Origin of the sequence: Sphingomonas paucimobilis NBRC 13935, from assembly GCF_000739895.2 — a bacterium.
GTDB lineage: Bacteria > Pseudomonadota > Alphaproteobacteria > Sphingomonadales > Sphingomonadaceae > Sphingomonas > Sphingomonas paucimobilis.
In genome coordinates this window covers 1-18,003 of sequence record NZ_BBJS01000057.1, presented here as the reverse complement: position 1 = coordinate 18,003, position 18,003 = coordinate 1, and the positions used below count along the sequence as shown (strand labels likewise).

Genomic DNA, 18,003 nt, shown 5'->3' with positions numbered 1-18,003 from the left:
TGCCCGGGAGGAATCACCGCGCCAGGTCCATCGCAGCGCGCATCCGACGCACCACTTCGGGCAAGCCGACAAACACCGCATCCGCGATCAGGAAATGCCCGATGTTCAACTCTCGCACCTGCGGGATCGCGGCGATGGGCGCGACATTGTCATAGGTCAGGCCGTGGCCGGCATGGACCTCGATCCCGTTCTTGGCGGCGAGTGCGGCCGCGTCGGACAGGCGGCGCAGTTCCTCGGTACGTGCTTCGCCATCCAGTTCGGCATAACGGCCGGTATGCAGCTCAACCACCGGCACGCCCAGGTGCAGCGCCGCCTCGATCTGGCGCGGATCGGGTTCGATGAACAGCGAGACGCGGATACCCGCCTCGCCCAGTTTGGCCACCATGGGGCTGAGCCATTGGCGCTGCCCGGCGGCGTCGAGGCCGCCTTCGGTTGTCCGCTCCTCACGCTTTTCGGGAACGATGCAGGCGGCATGGGGACGATGCTTCAGCGCGATGGCCAGCATCTCCTGCGTCGCCGCCATCTCCAGGTTGAGCGGCACGGTCAGCTCCGCCGACAGCCGCGCGATGTCGTCATCGGTGATGTGCCGCCGATCCTCGCGCAGATGGGCGGTGATGCCGTCCGCACCAGCTTCCGCCGCCACCAGCGCCGCCTTGACCGGATCGGGATAGCCCGCCCCGCGCGCGTTCCGCACGGTCGCGACATGGTCGATATTGACCCCCAGCCGCAGGTGATGGGTCATGCCGCCGCGCGGCTCCCCGGCTTGATCGCAGGCGTAGCCGCCAGTTCGGGGGGCAGATCGTCGGGGCTGTAGCTCGGCACGTCGAGGCGGATCAGCGGGAAGAAGGGCACGCCCAGATCGGCGGCGCCGTTAGACCGGTCGACCAGCGAGGCCGCCGCGATCGTCTCGCCCCCTTCGCGCGCGATGGCGGCGATCGCCTCGCGGCTGGACAGGCCGGTCGTGACCACGTCTTCCATCATCAGCACTTTCTGACCTGCATCAAGGCGGAAGCCGCGGCGCAGGTGGAAGGTTCCCTCGGGCCGCTCCAGGAACATGCCCGGCACGCCCAGCGCACGCGCCATTTCATGGCCGACGATCACGCCGCCCATGGCGGGGGCGACGACCGCGCTGATCTGTGCCTTGATCTCCGCCGGGATTTTCGCGGCCACCGCCTCGCACAGCCGGGCGGCGCGCGCCGGGTCCATCAGGACGCGCGCACATTGCAGATAGCGTGGGCTGCGCAGGCCCGAGGACAGGATGAAATGCCCTTCGAGCAGCGCCTCGGCGGCGCGGAACTCGGCGAGGACGTCGTCATCGGTCATGCGGGGCAACTCCGGCAGGTCATATGGGATGACCCGGCCTCATAGGATCGCGCTCGGCGCGGCGCAATCGCGCTTGCGACAGCTATGGCTTGAGGGGGCGCGGTCCCGTGCTATAGTCCGCCTAACAAAAACGACATGACGCCCCGCATGAGGACCGTCGGACGACCGATGGACAGGCGAGGGAGATGGGAGACGAGAGCGGGATGAGCGAGGTCAAGCGCATGTCCGGACCCCGGAGGATGAGGATGCCCAAACGCATGAAGGCGCTGGCGATCGCCGCAGGTCTGGGATGCGCCGCGCTGTCGGGCGTCGCCTTCGCGACTCCGGCCGCGCCCCCTGCCCCGGCCGCCGCCGCACCGCAAGCCGCCGCCGAAGGGGCCGGCGTCTCCAACACCGCACCGACCAGCGCCGCCGCACCTGCCACGGCGGCCCCGACCAGCCCGCTGCTGGCGCAGGACGGTGCGCCGGCGACGACGATCGATCCCAATGTCGGCCTGCCGATCGACGGCCGCATCGGGCTTCAACCGCAGGTGACGAAGAACGGTGAATTCGCGCACTGGATGCACAATGGCGTCCTGCTGCCGGTCATCACCGCGATCTGCATTCTCGTGCTGGTACTGCTCGCCTGGGTCGCCTTCCGCTATCGCCGCGCCGCCAATCCGGTGCCGTCCAAGACCAGCCACAATACGCTGATCGAGGTGCTGTGGACGCTGGGGCCGGTGGTCGTCCTCGTTCTGATCGCCATCCCCTCGATCGGGCTGCTCCAGGCGCAGTTCAAGCCCGCGCCCGCCGGGGCGGTGACGCTGAAGGCGATCGGCAACCAATGGTATTGGACCTATCAATATCCGGATCATGGCGGGATCGAGATCACCGCCAACATGCTGAAGGAAAAGGATCAGGTGTCCCCCGGTGAGCGCGCGCGCACCGATGCCGACGGTCCGCGCCTGCTGGCGGTGGACAATCGCATCGTCCTGCCCGTCGGCGTTCCGATCCGCCTCATCACCACCTCCAACGACGTCATCCATAGCTGGGCGATCCCGGCCTTCTGGATGAAGCTGGACGCGGTGCCCGGCCGGTTGAACGAGACGAGCTTCACCATCGACAAGCCGGGTCTCTATTTCGGCCAGTGTTCGGAACTGTGCGGCGCGCGCCATGCCTTCATGCCGATCGCGGTACAGGCGGTGCCCCCGGCGCAATTCGCCGCCTGGGTCGCGGCCAAGGGCGGCAAGATGCCGGGTTCGGCCGCGCCCTCTTCCTCCGTCATTCCGCAGCCGGGTGCCGAAGGTTCGGCCGTTGAGGCTGCGCAGGCCAACGCCGCCGAGGCGGTGACGGGGCCGGCCGACAATATGGCCACCCCCGCCCAGTCCCCCACTTCCGCGCAGGGCGCCACCGGCAATCCGGCCGGCCCCGGCAACGCTGGACAATAAGCCATGACCGACACCGCACTTCACCCCGGATCGGCTTTCGTCGGTCATGAGGATCACCACCACGCGCATCATGACGCCGATCATAAGCCCGGCTTCTTCGCGCGCTGGTTCCTGTCGACCAACCACAAGGACATCGGCACCCTCTATCTGATCTTCGCGATCGTCGCGGGGATCATCGGCGGCGCGATCTCCGGCCTGATGCGCGCCGAGCTGCGCGAGCCCGGCATCCAGTATCTGGGTATCTGGGCGGGGATGCTGCATGGCGGGGCGCAGAGCCTCGACCAGTCGCTGCACCTGTGGAACGTGCTCATCACCGCGCACGGGCTGATCATGGTGTTCTTCATGGTTATGCCCGCGATGATCGGTGGGTTCGGCAACTGGTTCGTGCCGATCATGATCGGCGCACCCGACATGGCCTTCCCGCGCATGAACAACGTGTCCTTCTGGCTGCTGATCCCGGCCTTCACGCTGCTACTCGCCTCACCCTTTTTCGGGTCGGGCGCGGGCGTGGGCTGGACCGCCTATGCCCCGCTATCGACCTTTGGCGAGCCGGGGCCGAGCGTCGACATGGCGATCCTGTCGCTCCACCTGGCGGGTGCGTCGTCGATCCTGGGGGCGATCAACTTCATCACCACCATCTTCAATATGCGCGCGCCGGGCATGACGCTGCACAAGATGCCGCTGTTCGTCTGGTCGGTGCTGGTCACCGCTTTCCTGCTGCTGCTCTCGCTGCCGGTTCTGGCCGCCGCGATCACCATGCTGCTGACCGATCGTAATTTCGGCACGACCTTCTTCGATCCCGCCGGGGGCGGCGATCCGATCCTGTACCAGCATCTCTTCTGGTTCTTCGGCCATCCCGAAGTGTACATCATGATCTTGCCGGGCTTCGGCATCGTCAGCCAGATCATCGCGACCTTCAGCCGCAAGCCCGTCTTCGGCTATCTGGGCATGGCCTATGCCATGGTCGCGATCGGCGTGGTCGGCTTCGTCGTGTGGGCGCACCACATGTTCGCCACCGGCCTGAGCGTGAACACCAAGATGTACTTCACCGCCGCGACGATGATCATCGCGGTGCCCACCGGCATCAAGATCTTCTCGTGGATCGCGACCATGTGGGGCGGCTCGATGAGCTTCAAGACGCCGATGGTCTGGGCGATCGGCTTCATCTTCATGTTCACCGTCGGCGGCGTGACGGGCGTGGTGCTCGCGAACGGCGGCATCGACGACTATATGCACGACACCTATTATGTCGTGGCGCACTTCCACTATGTCCTGTCGCTGGGCGCGGTGTTCGCGCTGTTCGCCGGCTTCTATTACTGGTTCCCCAAGATGTCGGGGAAGATGTACAACGAGTTCCTCGGCCAGCTGCACTTCTGGGTGTTCTTCGTCGGCGTGAACCTGCTGTTCTTCCCGATGCACTTCCTGGGCCTGCAGGGCATGCCGCGTCGCTATCCCGACTATCCGGACGCCTATGCGACCTGGAACGCGGTCGCCACCCATGGTTATGAGATCATGGCGGCCGGCATGGTGATCTTTTTCGTCAACCTGGTCTGGTCGCTGGTCGCGGGCAAGCCGGCGGGCGACAATCCCTGGGGGGATGGCGCAACGACGCTGGAATGGACGCTGTCCAGCCCGCCGCCCTATCACCAGTTCGAAACGCTGCCGCGCATCCACTGATCGCGCCGCCAGACCTCTATTTTTCGGGCTTCGGAGCATGGCTCCGGAGCCCTTTTTGTTACGGATCGATAATGATATGGCCGATTCGGCCAAATGATGATCTGGCACGACGAACAGAGGAACCTTTTCATCTTTCATTAGCCACGCTCGCGGCATTTTACCGGCGGTTTGCAAAGATTGCGGCCGTAACGGAACGGACGTGCGATGACGGGGTGGGACGAACAAGTCGCGGAGCCGCTATCGGCGGCGTCCGGCGATACGGACGGACAGACGATCGACAGAGCAGGCAAAGGCCTGGCCACGGGCGGTGCGGTCCTGCCGTTGCTGGCACTGGCGGCCTGTGGCGGGGGTGGCGGCGGTACGTCGACGGCGACGCCGGCGGGCAACACCACCCCCTCGACTCCCGTCGTGGTCGTCACGCCGCCGCCCACCGCGACCGAGGCCAGCCGTTTCCTGGCGCAGACCACGATGGGCGCGACCCGCAGCATGATCGATGCGGTCGTCTCGCGCGGCTATGACGGCTGGCTGACCGACCAGTTCGCCATGGCGCGCGCCACCAGCCATTATGACTGGCTGGTCGCCCAGGGCCATACCCAGGAGGCCAACCGCTTCCGGCTCGACGGGCTGGACCCGACTTTGTGGCGGCAGATCATCGTCGAGCCCGATCAGTTGCGTCAGCGGATCGGCATGGCGCTGCTCGACATCTTCGTCATCGGGATCGATGGCGTCACCAATTCGTGGCGCTCCTTCTCGATCGCGGCCTATGTCGACATCCTGCTCGACAATGCGTTCGGCAATTATCGCGAGCTGATGGGCGCGGTGACGACCAGCTTCGCGATGGCCAGCTTCCTCACCTATTTCCAGAACCGCAAGGCGAACCCGACGACCGGCACCCAACCCGACGAGAATTACGCGCGCGAGCTGATGCAGCTGTTCACCATCGGCCTGTACCAGCTCAACATGGACGGCTCGCTGAAGATGAGCGGCGGCCAGCCGATCGAAACCTATGGCCAGGCCGATGTGTCGGGGCTGGCGCGGGTCTTTACCGGCCTGGTCCTGACCGGCACCGAGGATTTGCCGCCGCGCTATCGCCAGCCGCTGGTGGTCAATGCCGGCATGAACGAGACTGGCGCTTCCAGCTTCCTGGGGACGACCGTCACCGGCGGCGGCATGGCTGCGATCAACGCCGCGCTCGACGCGATCTTCGCGCACCCCAATGTGCCGCCCTTCGTCTCGAAGCAGTTGATCCAGCGGCTGGTGACCAGCAACCCCTCGCCCGCCTATATCAACCGCGTCGCCACCAAATTCGCTGACAATGGCCAGGGCGTGCGCGGCGATATGAAGGCGGTGATCCGCGCCATCCTGCTCGACAGCGAGGCCCGGACGCTGCCCGCCAGCGGCGCGGTGGGCAAGCTGCGCGAACCGGTCATCCGCTTCACCGGCTGGGCGCGTGCCTTTGGCGCCACCTCGCCGTCCAACGCCTGGGCGATCGGCGACACCAATGCCGCCACCCGGCTCAGCCAGACCAAGGGACGCAGCCCCTCGGTCTTCAACTTCTACCGCCCCGGCTATACCCCGGCCGGCACCAGCCTGGCGACCAGCGGCCTCGTCGCGCCTGAGTTTCAGATCACCAACGAACAGACGGTGATCGGCTATGTGAACTTCATGTACGGTGTGATCGCCAACGGCGTCGCCGATGTGAAAGCGGACTATACCAACATCCTGACGCTCGCCGCCGACAGCAAGGCGCTGGTCGACGAGATCAACCTGGTCCTCGCCGCCGGACAATTGTCCAGCGCGACCCAAGCCGCGATCCGCACCGCGGTCGACAGCGTGTCGGCGACCGCGACCGGCGGCCCGATCAACCGGGTCGGCATCGCAATCCTGCTGACCATGGCCTCCCCCGATTATCTGAACCTGCGGTGATGAGCATGATGCACGATCAATCCCGGCGCGCCTTCCTCAAGCGCAGTGCGCTGCTCGGCTTGGCCGGCACCGCCACCCCCTTCGTCTCCAGCCTCGCCGCGATCGGCGAGGCGGCGGCCGCCACCGCCTCGGACTATAAGGCGCTGGTCTGCGTGTTCCTCTATGGCGGCAATGATTACGCCAACACGCTGGTCCCCTATGACGAGACCAGCTTCGCCGCCTATCGCACCGCGCGCCCCAATATCGCCTATCAGCGCGAGGCTCTGGCAGGGAGCGTCCTCAACCCCGCCGTGGCGCTGCCCGGCGGCCGCGCCTATGCCCTGTCCCCCGCCATGCCGGAGATGAGCCAGCTCTTCGCGGCCGGCAAGATGGCGGTGGCGCTGAACGTCGGCACGCTGGTCGAGCCGACCACCAAGACCCAGTATAACAACCGCACCGTCCGCCTACCCCCGAAGCTGTTCAGCCACAACGACCAGCAGAGCTTCTTCCAGGCCTCCAACCCCGAAGGCGCGACCAGCGGCTGGGGCGGGCGAATCGGCGACGTGTTCCAGAACGGCAACGGCACCGCCGCACTGACCTGCATCAACACCAGCGGCAACGCCATCTACCTGAGCGGACGGACCGCGATCCAATATGCCGTGGGGACCGGTGGACCGGTCGCGCTGTTGAACAACAGCAAGACGCTCTACGGCTCCTCCTCCGCGCTCGACGCGCTGCGCTCGGTGATGACCGCCGAATCGAGCTTTGCGATGGCGACCGAACATGCCCGCATCTCCAAGCGCGCCTTCGAGGTCCAGGCCCAGCTCAGCGGCGCGCTGGCCGGCGCACCGGCCGCCAATTTCCCGCTCTTCCCCGCGAACAACAATCTGGCCGATCAGTTGAAGATGGTCGCGCGGATGATCTCGGTCAGCCAGACCTTGGGGTTGAAGCGGCAGGTCTTCTTCGTCTCGATGGGCGGGTTCGACCTGCATGACAATCTGGTCGCGCAGCATCCGGGCCTGTTGTCCAAGGTGTCGGCGGCGATGAAGGCCTTTTACGATACCACCGCCGCGCTGGGCGTCGCCAACCAGGTGACCAGCTTCACCGCCTCCGATTTCGGCCGGACGCTGCAGTCCAATGACGGTGGCGCCGATCATGGCTGGGGCGGCATGCACTTCGTCGTCGGCGGCGCGGTGCGCGGGCAGCGTTTCTATGGCAAGACGCCGATCGTCGGCGTCAACACCAGCGACGATGTCGGCTCGGGCCGACTGATCCCCACCATGTCGGTCGACCAATATGCCGCGACGCTGGCCAGCTGGTTCGGCATCGATTCGGGCGGCCTGCGAACCGTACTCCCCAATATCGGCAATTATGACTCCTCGACCTGGAATCAGGGGTTCATGGGATAATATCGGCGCTCCTGCGCAGAGCGAGCGCAGCCCTTTGAGGGTCTTTGCAAGACCCGCAACGGCTTTGCCCGGGTTGCGTAAATCAGCATTAAGTAACGATACAACATATTATTCTTCAGCAATTCTCCGATCACTGCCGATCGGAAAAACTTTGCCTGACTATTGTCTGGCATGAGGCTCTTCGGAACCCATATGGGCGCCGCGATCGTTCGGTCGTGTTATCGATTTCCCAGAGGAGCTTCCATGCCCACTCCCGCCAAGGGCTATGCCGCCCAGTCGGCCGAGACCCCGCTCGCGCCCTATTCGTTCGAGCGCCGCGACCCGCAGGCCGACGATGTTGCGATCGACATCCTCTATTGCGGCGTCTGCCACTCCGACCTCCACACCGCGCGCGGCGAGTGGCAGGGCACGCTGTATCCGTGCGTTCCCGGCCATGAGATTGTCGGGCGCGTGACTGCGGTCGGCGATGCCGTGACCAAATACCAAGTCGGTGATCTGGTCGGCGTCGGCTGCATGGTCGACAGCTGCGGCCACTGCCCCTCCTGCCATGACGGCGAGGAGCAATATTGCGAGAAGACCGGTTTCGTCGGCACCTATAACGGCCCCGACCCCGTGCTGGGTGGCCACACCTTCGGCGGCTATTCCGACCATATCGTGGTCAAGGAAGGCTTCGTCCTGAAGATCAACCATGACGAGGGCGATCTGGCCGCCGTCGCGCCGCTGCTGTGCGCGGGCATCACCACCTATTCGCCGCTGCGCCATTGGAAGGTCGGGCCGGGCCAGAAGGTCGGCATCGTCGGCCTGGGTGGCCTCGGCCATATGGGCGTGAAGATCGCCGCCGCGATGGGGGCCGAGGTCTATGTCTTCTCGACCTCACCCAACAAGGCCGAGGATGCCAAGCGGCTGGGCGCCAAGGATTTGATCGTGTCGAAGGACGCCGATCAGATGGCGGAACATGCGAACAGCTTCGACTTCATCCTGAACACGGTGGCCGCGCCGCACAATCTCGACGCGTTCCTGATGCTGCTGAAGCGCGACGGGACGATGACGCTGGTCGGCGTGCCCGACTCGCCCCATCCGTCGCCCTCGGTCGGCAACCTCGTCTTCCGCCGCCGCGCGCTGGCCGGCTCGCTCATCGGCGGTATCGCCGAGACTCAGGAGATGCTCGACTTCTGCCACCAGCATGGCCTGACCGCCGATATCGAGATGATCGCGATGGACGAGGTCAACACCGCCTATGACCGGATGCAGAAGAGCGATGTGAAGTATCGCTTCGTCATCGACATGGCGACGCTGAAGGGCTGAGCCTAGGCCGTTCCTCTCCTATGAGGGGAGGTGGCAGACCGAAGGTCTGACGGAGGGGTGTCCCCATCGGCGGTGACACCCCTCTACCGTTTCCGTTGCGGGGGAGGACAATCGGCCCGATTTGCCCGCCCTGCCCGCGCGGCCTATATGCGGGGTGCCCATGTCCAGCATTCCCTCCTCCGTGTTCGTTCCCGCCGATTGGCGCGACTTCCTCGCCCTCACCAAACCACGCGTGATGACGTTGGTCGTGTTCACCGGGCTATGCGGAATGCTGGCGGCGCCGGTCGGGATCGATCCGGTGATCGGCTTCACCGCCATCCTATGCATCGCATTGGGTGCAGGGGCGGCCGGCGCGCTCAACCAATGGTATGAGGCGGATCTCGATGCGCTGATGCGCCGTACCGCCAAGCGGCCCTTGCCCGCTGGCCGGATGAGCCGCGAATCGGCGCTGCATTTCGGGGTCGGGCTGGCCTGTTTCTCGGTCCTGTTGATGGGGCTGGCGGTCAATTATGTCGCTGCGGGCATCCTGACCGTCTCGATCCTCTTCTATGTGCTGGTCTATACCGTCTGGCTGAAGCGCCGGACGCCGCAGAATATCGTCATTGGCGGCGCGGCCGGCGCGTTTCCGCCGCTGATCGGTTGGGCGGCGGCGACCGGTGAGATCGCGCTACTGCCCTTCCTGCTCTTCAGCCTGGTCTTTCTGTGGACGCCGCCGCATTTCTGGGCGCTCGCGCTGTTCGTGAAGACCGATTACGCCAATGCGGGCGTGCCGATGTTGCCCGTCGTCGCGGGTGAGCGGGTGACGCGGGCGCAGATCGGGCTCTACACCATTCCGATGGCCATTGCTGCCGTCGCGCCTTGGCCGCTGGGGCTGACGGGGCCGATCTATGGCATCATTGCGACCGCCGGGACCGCGCTGTTCGGTCTCTACGCCGCCATCGTCGCGTTCCGGCATACCCAGCCCGATGACGCGATGAAGCCCGAGAAGCGGCTGTTCAAATATTCGATTCTCTATCTTTTCCTTCTCTTTGGCGCGCTGGTGGTGGATCGTTGGGCATGACGCCTGACGATTCGAATCGGATTCGCGCCAAACAGCGCGCCCGCGCCACGGTGATGGCGCTGCTGCTCGGCTTTCTCGTGGTGCTGATCTTCTTCATCACCCTGTCGAAGATTCGGTCGGGAATGCATTGATGCGCCTGACCCGCCAGACCCGGACCCTGGTGTTCGCGCTGTTCGGCGTGGTCTTCATGACCGGGCTCGCCTGGGCCAGCGTGCCGCTCTACCGCATGTTCTGCCAGGTGACCGGCTATCAGGGGACGACGCAGCGCGGGTCGGAAGCCCCGGGCAGCGTCCACCGCCAGATCCGCGTCGATTTCGACGCCAATGTCTCTTCCCGCCTCGCCTGGACCTTCAAGCCCGAGAACCCGCACGAAACCGTCGATATCGGCGCGCGCGACATGGTGTTCTTCACCGCGACCAACAATGCCAAGGTGCCGATCACCGGCACCGCGACCTTCAACGTCACCCCCGACCAGGCCGGGCGCTATTTCACCAAGATCCAGTGTTTCTGCTTCACCCAGCAGACGCTCAAACCCGGTGAGACGGTGCGGATGCCGGTGATTTTCTTCGTCGATCCCAAAATCCTGAACGACCCGGACGCGCGCGACATCGAGACCATCACCCTGTCCTACACATTTTACCCGGTGGATTCGGGGAAGAAAGCGGGTTAGCCTCCCGCCAAAATATACGGACATAGGGACGGGATCATGGCTGGCGCGAAGAACCACGACTATCACATCCTGCCGCCGAGCCCCTGGCCGCTGGCCAGTTCGATGTCGGCGCTGCTGATGGCCTCGGGCGCGATCATGTGGATGCACAGCGTGCCCGGCGGGGGCTGGGCTTTCCTGGCGGGGCTCGCCGCGGTGCTGTTCTGCATGGGCAGTTGGTGGGCGGACGTGGTGCGCGAGGCGCATAATGGCGACCATACGCCGGTCGTGCAGCTTCATTTCCGTTATGGCATGATCCTGTTCATCGCCTCCGAAGTGATGTTCTTCGTCGGCTGGTTCTGGGCCTTTTTCGACTTCGCGCTGTTCCCCACCGCGATGAGCTTTGTCGACGGGCAGGTGGAGCGCGCCACCGAGGGCGCCGCCGCCATCGCCGCGACCTGGCCGCCCAAGGGGCTGGAGGTGATCGACGCCTTCAAGCTGCCGCTGCTCAACACGCTGATCCTGCTGACCAGCGGCACCACCGTCACCTGGGCGCACCATGCGCTGATCCACAACCAGCGCGGCGGCGAGAAGCGCGGGCTATGGGGTGCATTGGGCGTCGGCGACCGCGACGGGGTGCTGAAGGGGCTGTGGCTCACCATCGTGCTGGGCCTGATCTTCAGCTCGATCCAGGCGTACGAATATATCCATGCGCCCTTCCCCTTTAAGGGGATCAACTATGGCGCCTCCTTCTTCATGGCGACCGGGTTCCACGGCTTCCACGTCATCGTCGGCACCATCTTCCTGATCGTCTGCCTGATCCGCGCCTATCGCGGCGATTTCACGCCCCGCCAGCATTTCGGATTCGAGGCCGCCGCCTGGTACTGGCATTTCGTCGACGTGGTGTGGCTGTTCCTGTTCGTTACCATCTATGTCTGGGGTGGCTGGGGCGCGCCGGTTCATAGTGGCTGAGCCGACGCCTCCGACCATCGCCGAGGCCGCATTTCAGGGGCTGTGTCCGCGTTGCGGCCAGCCCCATTTGTTTGCCGGGCCGCTCTTTTCGAAACAGGTGGTGACCTTCGCCGATCGCTGTACGGCGTGCGGGCTGGACTTTACCCGCTTCAATGTCGGGGACGGTCCGGCGGCGTTTCTGACGCTGATCCTGGGTACGATCATCACCATCGCGGCGATCGTCGTCGAATTGACGCTGCATCCGCCGCTCTGGCTCCATATGCTGATCTGGCTGCCGCTGACCGCCGTCACGGTCGTCTATTCCCTGCGCATCGCCAAGGGCGCGCTGATGGCGGCAGAGTATCGCAACGAAGCGCGCGAGGGCGCCGTGACCCAGCCCGAACCCGAGCAGGACGGCGACGCATGAAGCGGGTGCCGATCCTCCCGACCCTGATCGTCCTATTGGCGGTCGCGGGTATGATCGCGCTGGGGCTGTGGCAGTTGCTCGACCGGTTGCCGCAAAAGGAGGCATATCTGGCGCAACTGGCAGCCAACCCTGCACGGCCGGTGATCGCCTTCCCACTGTTTCCCGACGAGAGCCTGCTCTTCCGCCGCGCGGAGGCCGATTGCCGCCCGCCCGTGACGATCCGACGCGCGGGCGCAGGGGCAGCGGGGTTCCGGCTGATCGCCACCTGCTCGGTACCGCAGGGATCGACGCAGGTGCAGTTGGGCACTACGCATGACCCGCGCGCCGAAACCCGTTGGCCCGGCGGGCGCGTGACCGGCTATGTCGCCCATGCGCCGGACAGCCGCTCGCTGATCCAGTCGGCCTTCGATCATCGGCCGCAAGCCATGATGCTGGTCGCCGACACGCCCGCCGCCGGGCTGGAGGCGAACCCCAGCCCCGATATCGACGCGGTGCCCAACAACCACCTTGCTTATGCGGTCCAATGGTTCCTGTTCGCCGCCATTGCCGCAATTATCTATGCTTTGGCGGTCGTTCGGCGCAATCGAATGGTTGTGGTAAAACACACACGCCGTTAAGCCCCGGCGCATCATGCGCTATATCAGTACCCGTGGCTCCGCCCCCGTCCTCGATTTCCGGGGCGCGACCCTGGCCGGTCTCGCCAGCGATGGCGGGCTCTATGTCCCCGAAGCTTGGCCGAGCCTGACACCGGAGGAGATCGAAGCGCTGGCGGGCCTGTCCTATGCGCAGACCGCCGCGAAGATCATGACGCCCTTCGTCGGCGACAGCCTGACGCCGGAGGAACTTCAGGAGCTGTGCGACGCCGCCTATGGCCGCTTCTCGCATGCCGCTGTCACGCCGCTCGTCCAGCTCGACCATGACCAGTGGCTGCTGGAGCTGTTTCATGGCCCCACCCTCGCCTTCAAGGACGTGGCGCTGCAGATGCTGGGGTTGCTGTTCGAACGCTTCCTGCGCGGTACCGAGACGCGCCTGACCATCGTCGGTGCGACCAGCGGCGATACCGGATCGGCGGCGATCGACGCGGTGGCGGGGCGCGCCAATATCGACATCTTCATGCTGCACCCGGCCGGCCGCGTGACCGATATCCAGCGCCGCCAGATGACCACGGTGCTCGCCCCCAACGTCCATAACATCGCGATCGAGGGGAATTTCGACGACGCACAAGCGCTGGTGAAGGCGATGTTCAACGACCGCGCCTTTGCCGATCGCCATACCCTGTCGGCGGTCAACTCGATCAACTGGGCGCGGTTGATGGCGCAGGTCGTCTATTATTTCTACGCCGCCGTCCGGCTGGGCGCGCCGGGGAAGGCCGTCGCCTTCTCGGTCCCGACCGGCAATTTCGGGGACGTCTTCGCGGGCTATGTCGCCGCGCGCATGGGGCTTCCCGTCGAGCGGCTGATCGTCGCGACCAACGTCAACGACATCCTCCACCGCGCTTTGTCCTCGGGCGATTACTCCAAGGGGCAGGTGCAGGCGACCGCGACGCCGTCGATGGACATTCAGGTCAGCTCCAATTTCGAGCGGCTGTTGTTCGACGCCAATGGCCGCGACGGCGCGGCGCTGGCGGCGCAGATGAAGGGGTTCGAGGGAACGGGCGCGATGCGGCTGACCAATGCGCAGAGCCAGGCGATCGCCCCGCTCTTCGCCAGCGCGCGCGTCGACGCCGATGACATGAGCCGTGCGATGCGCTGGGCGGCGGACCATACCGGCCAGATCCTCGACCCCCACACCGCCATCGCCCTGTCCGCCGCGCGGGCGGCGGAAACCGATGTGCCGGTGGTGACGCTGGCCACCGCGCATCCGGCCAAGTTCACCGATGCGGTCGAGCGCGCGACCGGGGTTCGCCCGCCGCTGCCGCGCCGCGTCGGCGACCTGTTCGAGCGCGAGGAGCGGTTCGAGACGCTGCCCGCCACGTTCGAAGCGGTTACGGCCTATATCGACGGGCGGTCTTTGCGCTAACGGGGTGCGCATGACACTCGAAACGATGATTGGGGAGCCCTGGGCGGATTACGGGCTGGTGGACTCAGGCCATGGCCGCAAGCTGGAACGCTATGGCCGGTTCCGCTTCATCCGCCCCGAGCCGCAGGCGATGTGGGCGCCCGCCACCACCGACTGGCGCGCGGCGGCGGAGTTCGTGCCCGGGTCGGACGAGGATGGCGGCGGCCGCTGGAATTTCAACGAGCCGGTGCCGCGCGACGGCTGGCCGCTGAAATGGAACGAGGTCCGCTTCACCGCGCAAAACACGCCCTTCCGCCATCTGGGCTTCTTCCCCGACATGGCGCCGGTGTGGAGCTGGATGCGCGAGCAGGTCGCCGACCTGGAGTCGCCCGAATGCATGAACCTGTTCGGCTATACCGGCGTCGGCACACTGGCGATGGCAAGCGCGGGCGCGAAGATGGTCCATGTCGATGCCTCCAAGAAATCGGTCGAAGCGGCGCGCGGCAATGCGATGCTGTCGGGGCTGGGCGATGCGCCGGTGCGCTGGATCATCGACGACGCGGCCAAATTCGTCGCGCGCGAGGGGCGGCGCGGACGGCGCTATGACGGCATCCTGCTCGACCCGCCCAAATATGGCCGAGGGCCGGAGGGCGAGGTCTGGCGGCTGGAAGAGGATCTGCCCGGCCTGATCGCCGATTGCCGCAAGCTGCTCGACGCGAATTCGCGCTTCCTGTTCCTGACCGTCTATGCGGTGCGCATGTCGGCGCTGGCGATCGGCGAGATGCTCCGCCAAGTGATGGGCGACCTGCCGGGCAAGGTCGAATGCGGCGAACTCGGTGTGCGCGAGGAAGCACGCGGGCTGATCCTGCCCACGGCCATCTGGGCGCGGTGGAGCCGATAAACGCCAACCCAAGCCTACTTACCTCCAACCTCCGTTCGTGCTGAGCGAAATCGAAGCACACGCCCCGCCTCTCGCGTCGCGCGTGGCCTTCGACTTCGCTCAGGCTGAACGGGGTTGGGAATGTCCATCAACGCGACCTCATAGGTCGCCACCGCCCCGCCTACCTCAAAGCGCTTCGCGATCCGCCGCATCGCGCCCGGCGGGATCGGGCGGTGCCCAACACGCGGTGTCCCCGCCCCGATCGCCCGTAGTGCGCGCATGAAGTCCGCCGCCGTCTCGTGCCGCTGCTCGAAGCGTCGCGTGGCGACCCCAAGCCCCGGCAACGCCATGGCCGCGAGCGCCTCGACCGTTGGATAGGCGTGACTCCCCGCCTCATATCCCTCCGCCCGATGCGCGGCATGCCAGCCGGCGAATGTCCCTTGCGCCAGAGTCGTCACCAGCATCCGCCCGCCAGGGGCGAGCAGCGCCGCCAGCCGCTGCAGGCCGCCCTCCAGATCGGAAAACCACTGCACCGCCAGGCTGCTGACGATCAGGTCGAACGGCGCCTCGCCCGCCAGATCGGGGCGCTCGCCATCCATCACCCGCGCACACAGATCCGGCATCTGCGCCCTGCCCCGGGCCAGCATCTCGGGTGCGATATCGGTCATCAACCATTCGGGGCGATCAAGCCGGGGCCATGCCGCCTGTGTCAGGAAGCCTGTGCCGCACCCGACCTCCAGCACGCGGGGCCTCGGCGGGGCGACCGCGACGATTCGTTCGGCTAGCCACGCGGCCACTTGGCGCTGCACCACCGCATAGGCGTCATAGGCCGCCGCCGCGTCAAAGGCCTGCGCGATCCGCGCGCGCGATGGACTGTCTTCGGCCATGGCTCAGTCGCGCACCGACCGGATCGCCGCCGCCGCCAGCCAGGGCGCACCCGCGACCAGCAACAGCGACACGGCGGCGAGCAGCTTGGCCCCGCCCATGCCGTCATCGCTAGCCCCGAAGATCAGCAGCGGCAGGGCGAGCGGTAACAGCAGCAACCCCGCCACCGCTCCCGCACCGCGCAAGCCCGCCGTCAGCGCCCCCGTCGCCACCGCCAGCGCGGCGAGCCCCGGCGTACCGAGCAGCAATCCGGTCTCGACCCTCACCAACGCGGCGCCATCCAGCCCGAACAAACCGCCTGCGACCATCGCCGCCAGCATCAGCGGCGGCGCAAAGGCCAGCCAATGCGCGACGATCCGCAACAGCATGACGAGCGGCAGCGACACCCCGCGCACCACGACCTGATCGAACCAGCCCGACTCGCAATCGGGCGCGACCAGCCGATCGACCGGCAACAACGCCGCCAACAGCGCCGCGACCCAGATCGCCCCCGCGCCGATCCGCGCGAGCAAGGCCCGATCGGGTCCGATCGCAAAGGGAAACAGAATCACCGCCAGCAGGAAAAAGCCGCAGACCAAGGCCGCACCGCCGCCCGCATAGCCGCGCCGGACATCGCGCGCGATCAGCGCCCAAGCCATGCTCATGCCGGCACCCATTGGTCGAGCGCAAGGGTGCCGGCCTCCGCTACATCCAGCGGCTGATGCGTGGTCAGCAACACCGCGCCGCCGCCCGCCCGATGCCGCGCGATCACCTGCTCCAGCATCACCAGCCCGGCCCGATCCAGCCCATTGCCCGGCTCGTCGAGCAGCCAGAGCGGGGCCTGCGACGCCAACACACGTGCCAGCGCCGCACGGCGGCGTTGCCCGGTCGACAACAGCCGCACGGGAATCGTTGCCAGCGCCGCCAGCCCGACCGTGTCGAGCGCCTCCGCCACCCGGTCCCGTACCGCCCCGCGTCCATCGATCCGCGCCCAGAAGATCAGCGCGTCGGCCAACGTTCGCTCGGCATCCAGCGCCAGATCTTCGGTCATCAATGCCGCCGGCGCGGACCGCATCACCGCGCCTTCGAACGGCGCGAGCAAGCCGGCGGCGAGCCGCAACAGGCTGGACTTGCCGATGCCATTGGGCCCGGTGACGATCACCGCGCCACCGGGCGCGAGATCCAGCGAAAGCCTCGCGAACAACAGCCGGCCGCCCCGCGCGCAGGCGACCTGGGTCAGGGACAGGATCACGCCGCCGGGCCGTCCACCGCGTCTTCGAGCGCGTGCATATCGTCGTCCGACAGGCCGAAATGATGGCCGATCTCATGGATCATCACATGCGCGACCAGATCGTCGAGCCGCACCCCCGTCTCGATCCATTCGTCCAGGATCGCGCGGCGATAGAGATGGATGCGATCGGGCAGGGTCCCTGAATCCATGCTGCTTTTCTCGCCCACCGGGCGGCCGTGATACAGGCCGGTCAGATCAAGCGGATGCTCGATGCCCAGCGCCGCCAGCGTCTCGTCATCCGCATAGTCCTCGACGATCAGCACGATGTCGCCCAGATGCGCGGCGAACGCCGCCGGCAGGCGCGCCATCGCCGCCCGCGCGATCCGTTCGATCGCTTCGATATCCGGCGCTTCACCGATCGCGACTTGCCCGCTCATGCCCGTCGTCATACCGCTGTGGCCGACCAAAGAACAAGATAAGCAAGGGGACGCACATGGTGGAGCGGCTGAGCGAGCTGGATCGGAACGAGGCGCTGGACGATCTGCCCGACTGGGATTGGGACGAAGCGCGCGACGCGATCAGCCGCCGGTTCGTCTTCGCCGACTTCAACGAGGCATTCGGCTTCATGACGCGCGTCGCGCTGCTCGCCGAGAAGGCCGACCATCATCCCGAATGGTCCAATGTGTGGAACCGGGTGGATATCGTGCTGACCACCCATGACGCGGGCGGCCTGTCGGCCCGCGATATCGCCATGGCCGAGGCGATCGACGCGCTGGTGGGATGATGAGGTCCGATCGGCAGTCATTCCATTCCTCCCCTGCAAGGGGAGGTGTCAGGCCACGGCCTGACGGAGGGGTGTCCCCGTTGGCGAGATCAGCCTTTACTCACGACCGGGGACAC

20 protein-coding genes are annotated in these 18,003 nt (G+C 66.2%); 14 read left to right on the top strand and 6 right to left on the bottom strand.

What is annotated here, in order from left to right:
* Positions 1-13: 13 nt before the first annotated feature.
* Together SP6_RS17365 and pyrE are read right to left on the bottom strand one after the other, a co-directional pair.
* A complete protein-coding gene (locus tag SP6_RS17365; protein ID WP_007406511.1) occupies positions 14-742 on the bottom strand; it encodes a pyridoxine 5'-phosphate synthase in 729 nt (242 codons plus the stop codon).
* Entirely contained in the window at positions 739-1,323 is a 585-nt protein-coding gene (gene pyrE, locus SP6_RS17360) for an orotate phosphoribosyltransferase (RefSeq protein ID WP_007406500.1), read from the bottom strand. Before pyrE ends, SP6_RS17365 begins: the two co-directional genes overlap by 4 nt.
* Positions 1,324-1,568: 245 nt before the next feature.
* On the opposite strand from pyrE, the gene coxB reads away from it, so the two are divergent.
* The 13 genes from coxB to SP6_RS17300 all read left to right on the top strand — a co-directional run bounded on the left by coxB (position 1,569) and on the right by SP6_RS17300 (position 15,029).
* Positions 1,569-2,750, top strand: a complete 1,182-nt coding sequence (gene coxB, locus SP6_RS17355; protein ID WP_397567813.1) for a cytochrome c oxidase subunit II — start codon at positions 1,569-1,571, stop codon at positions 2,748-2,750.
* 3 nt (positions 2,751-2,753) lie between these two features.
* On the top strand, positions 2,754-4,427 hold the full coding sequence (gene ctaD, locus SP6_RS17350; RefSeq protein WP_007406499.1) for a cytochrome c oxidase subunit I: 1,674 nt from the start codon (positions 2,754-2,756) through the stop codon (positions 4,425-4,427).
* Between the two features lie 204 nt (positions 4,428-4,631).
* On the top strand, positions 4,632-6,353 hold the full coding sequence (locus SP6_RS17345; protein ID WP_007406496.1) for a DUF1800 domain-containing protein: 1,722 nt from the start codon (positions 4,632-4,634) through the stop codon (positions 6,351-6,353).
* Positions 6,354-6,361: 8 nt separating this feature from the next.
* A complete protein-coding gene (locus tag SP6_RS17340) occupies positions 6,362-7,741 on the top strand; it encodes a DUF1501 domain-containing protein (protein ID WP_232252417.1) in 1,380 nt (459 codons plus the stop codon).
* Positions 7,742-7,984: 243 nt separating this feature from the next.
* Complete coding sequence (locus SP6_RS17335; protein WP_007406492.1) at positions 7,985-9,046, top strand: NAD(P)-dependent alcohol dehydrogenase; 1,062 nt, start codon at positions 7,985-7,987, stop codon at positions 9,044-9,046.
* A 160-nt stretch (positions 9,047-9,206) separates the two neighbouring features.
* Positions 9,207-10,106 carry a heme o synthase gene (locus SP6_RS17330; RefSeq protein ID WP_042469408.1) on the top strand — a complete coding sequence of 300 codons (900 nt, stop codon included), beginning with the start codon at positions 9,207-9,209 and terminating at the stop codon, positions 10,104-10,106.
* Positions 10,103-10,237, top strand: coding sequence for a cytochrome c oxidase system small membrane protein (locus SP6_RS21630; RefSeq protein ID WP_007406524.1), 135 nt, complete (start codon positions 10,103-10,105; stop codon positions 10,235-10,237). Before SP6_RS17330 ends, SP6_RS21630 begins: the two co-directional genes overlap by 4 nt.
* The gene (locus SP6_RS17325; RefSeq protein ID WP_007406534.1) at positions 10,237-10,776 is read left to right on the top strand and encodes a cytochrome c oxidase assembly protein; all 540 of its coding nucleotides are present in this window, start codon (positions 10,237-10,239) and stop codon (positions 10,774-10,776) included. Before SP6_RS21630 ends, SP6_RS17325 begins: the two co-directional genes overlap by 1 nt.
* 36 nt (positions 10,777-10,812) lie before the next feature.
* Positions 10,813-11,724, top strand: coding sequence for a cytochrome c oxidase subunit 3 (locus tag SP6_RS17320; protein WP_007406476.1), 912 nt, complete (start codon positions 10,813-10,815; stop codon positions 11,722-11,724).
* On the top strand, positions 11,684-12,130 hold the full coding sequence (locus SP6_RS17315) for a DUF983 domain-containing protein (RefSeq protein ID WP_042469405.1): 447 nt from the start codon (positions 11,684-11,686) through the stop codon (positions 12,128-12,130). Before SP6_RS17320 ends, SP6_RS17315 begins: the two co-directional genes overlap by 41 nt.
* Positions 12,127-12,747: an SURF1 family cytochrome oxidase biogenesis protein gene (locus SP6_RS17310; protein ID WP_007406502.1), complete on the top strand. Its 621-nt coding sequence runs from the start codon at positions 12,127-12,129 to the stop codon at positions 12,745-12,747. The genes SP6_RS17315 and SP6_RS17310 overlap by 4 nt, the downstream gene beginning before the upstream one ends.
* Positions 12,748-12,760: 13 nt before the next feature.
* Complete coding sequence (gene thrC, locus SP6_RS17305; RefSeq protein WP_007406503.1) at positions 12,761-14,149, top strand: threonine synthase; 1,389 nt, start codon at positions 12,761-12,763, stop codon at positions 14,147-14,149.
* A 10-nt stretch (positions 14,150-14,159) separates the two neighbouring features.
* Entirely contained in the window at positions 14,160-15,029 is an 870-nt protein-coding gene (locus SP6_RS17300; RefSeq protein WP_037569684.1) for a class I SAM-dependent methyltransferase, read from the top strand.
* Between the two features lie 14 nt (positions 15,030-15,043).
* On the opposite strand, the gene SP6_RS17295 is transcribed toward SP6_RS17300, so the two are convergent.
* From SP6_RS17295 to SP6_RS17280, 4 genes are read right to left on the bottom strand one after another with little or no spacing between them, the layout of a single operon-like run.
* Entirely contained in the window at positions 15,044-15,895 is an 852-nt protein-coding gene (locus SP6_RS17295; RefSeq protein WP_007406477.1) for a methyltransferase, read from the bottom strand.
* 3 nt (positions 15,896-15,898) lie between these two features.
* A complete protein-coding gene (locus SP6_RS17290) occupies positions 15,899-16,537 on the bottom strand; it encodes a heme exporter protein CcmB (RefSeq protein WP_042469407.1) in 639 nt (212 codons plus the stop codon).
* A complete protein-coding gene (gene ccmA / locus SP6_RS17285) occupies positions 16,534-17,124 on the bottom strand; it encodes a heme ABC exporter ATP-binding protein CcmA (protein WP_007406512.1) in 591 nt (196 codons plus the stop codon). The genes SP6_RS17290 and ccmA overlap by 4 nt, the downstream gene beginning before the upstream one ends.
* On the bottom strand, positions 17,121-17,540 hold the full coding sequence (locus tag SP6_RS17280; protein ID WP_037569699.1) for a metallopeptidase family protein: 420 nt from the start codon (positions 17,538-17,540) through the stop codon (positions 17,121-17,123). The genes ccmA and SP6_RS17280 overlap by 4 nt, the downstream gene beginning before the upstream one ends.
* Positions 17,541-17,578: 38 nt before the next feature.
* On the opposite strand from SP6_RS17280, the gene SP6_RS17275 reads away from it, so the two are divergent.
* A complete protein-coding gene (locus SP6_RS17275; RefSeq protein WP_227876689.1) occupies positions 17,579-17,887 on the top strand; it encodes a 4a-hydroxytetrahydrobiopterin dehydratase in 309 nt (102 codons plus the stop codon).
* The last annotated feature ends 116 nt before the right edge of the window (positions 17,888-18,003 follow it).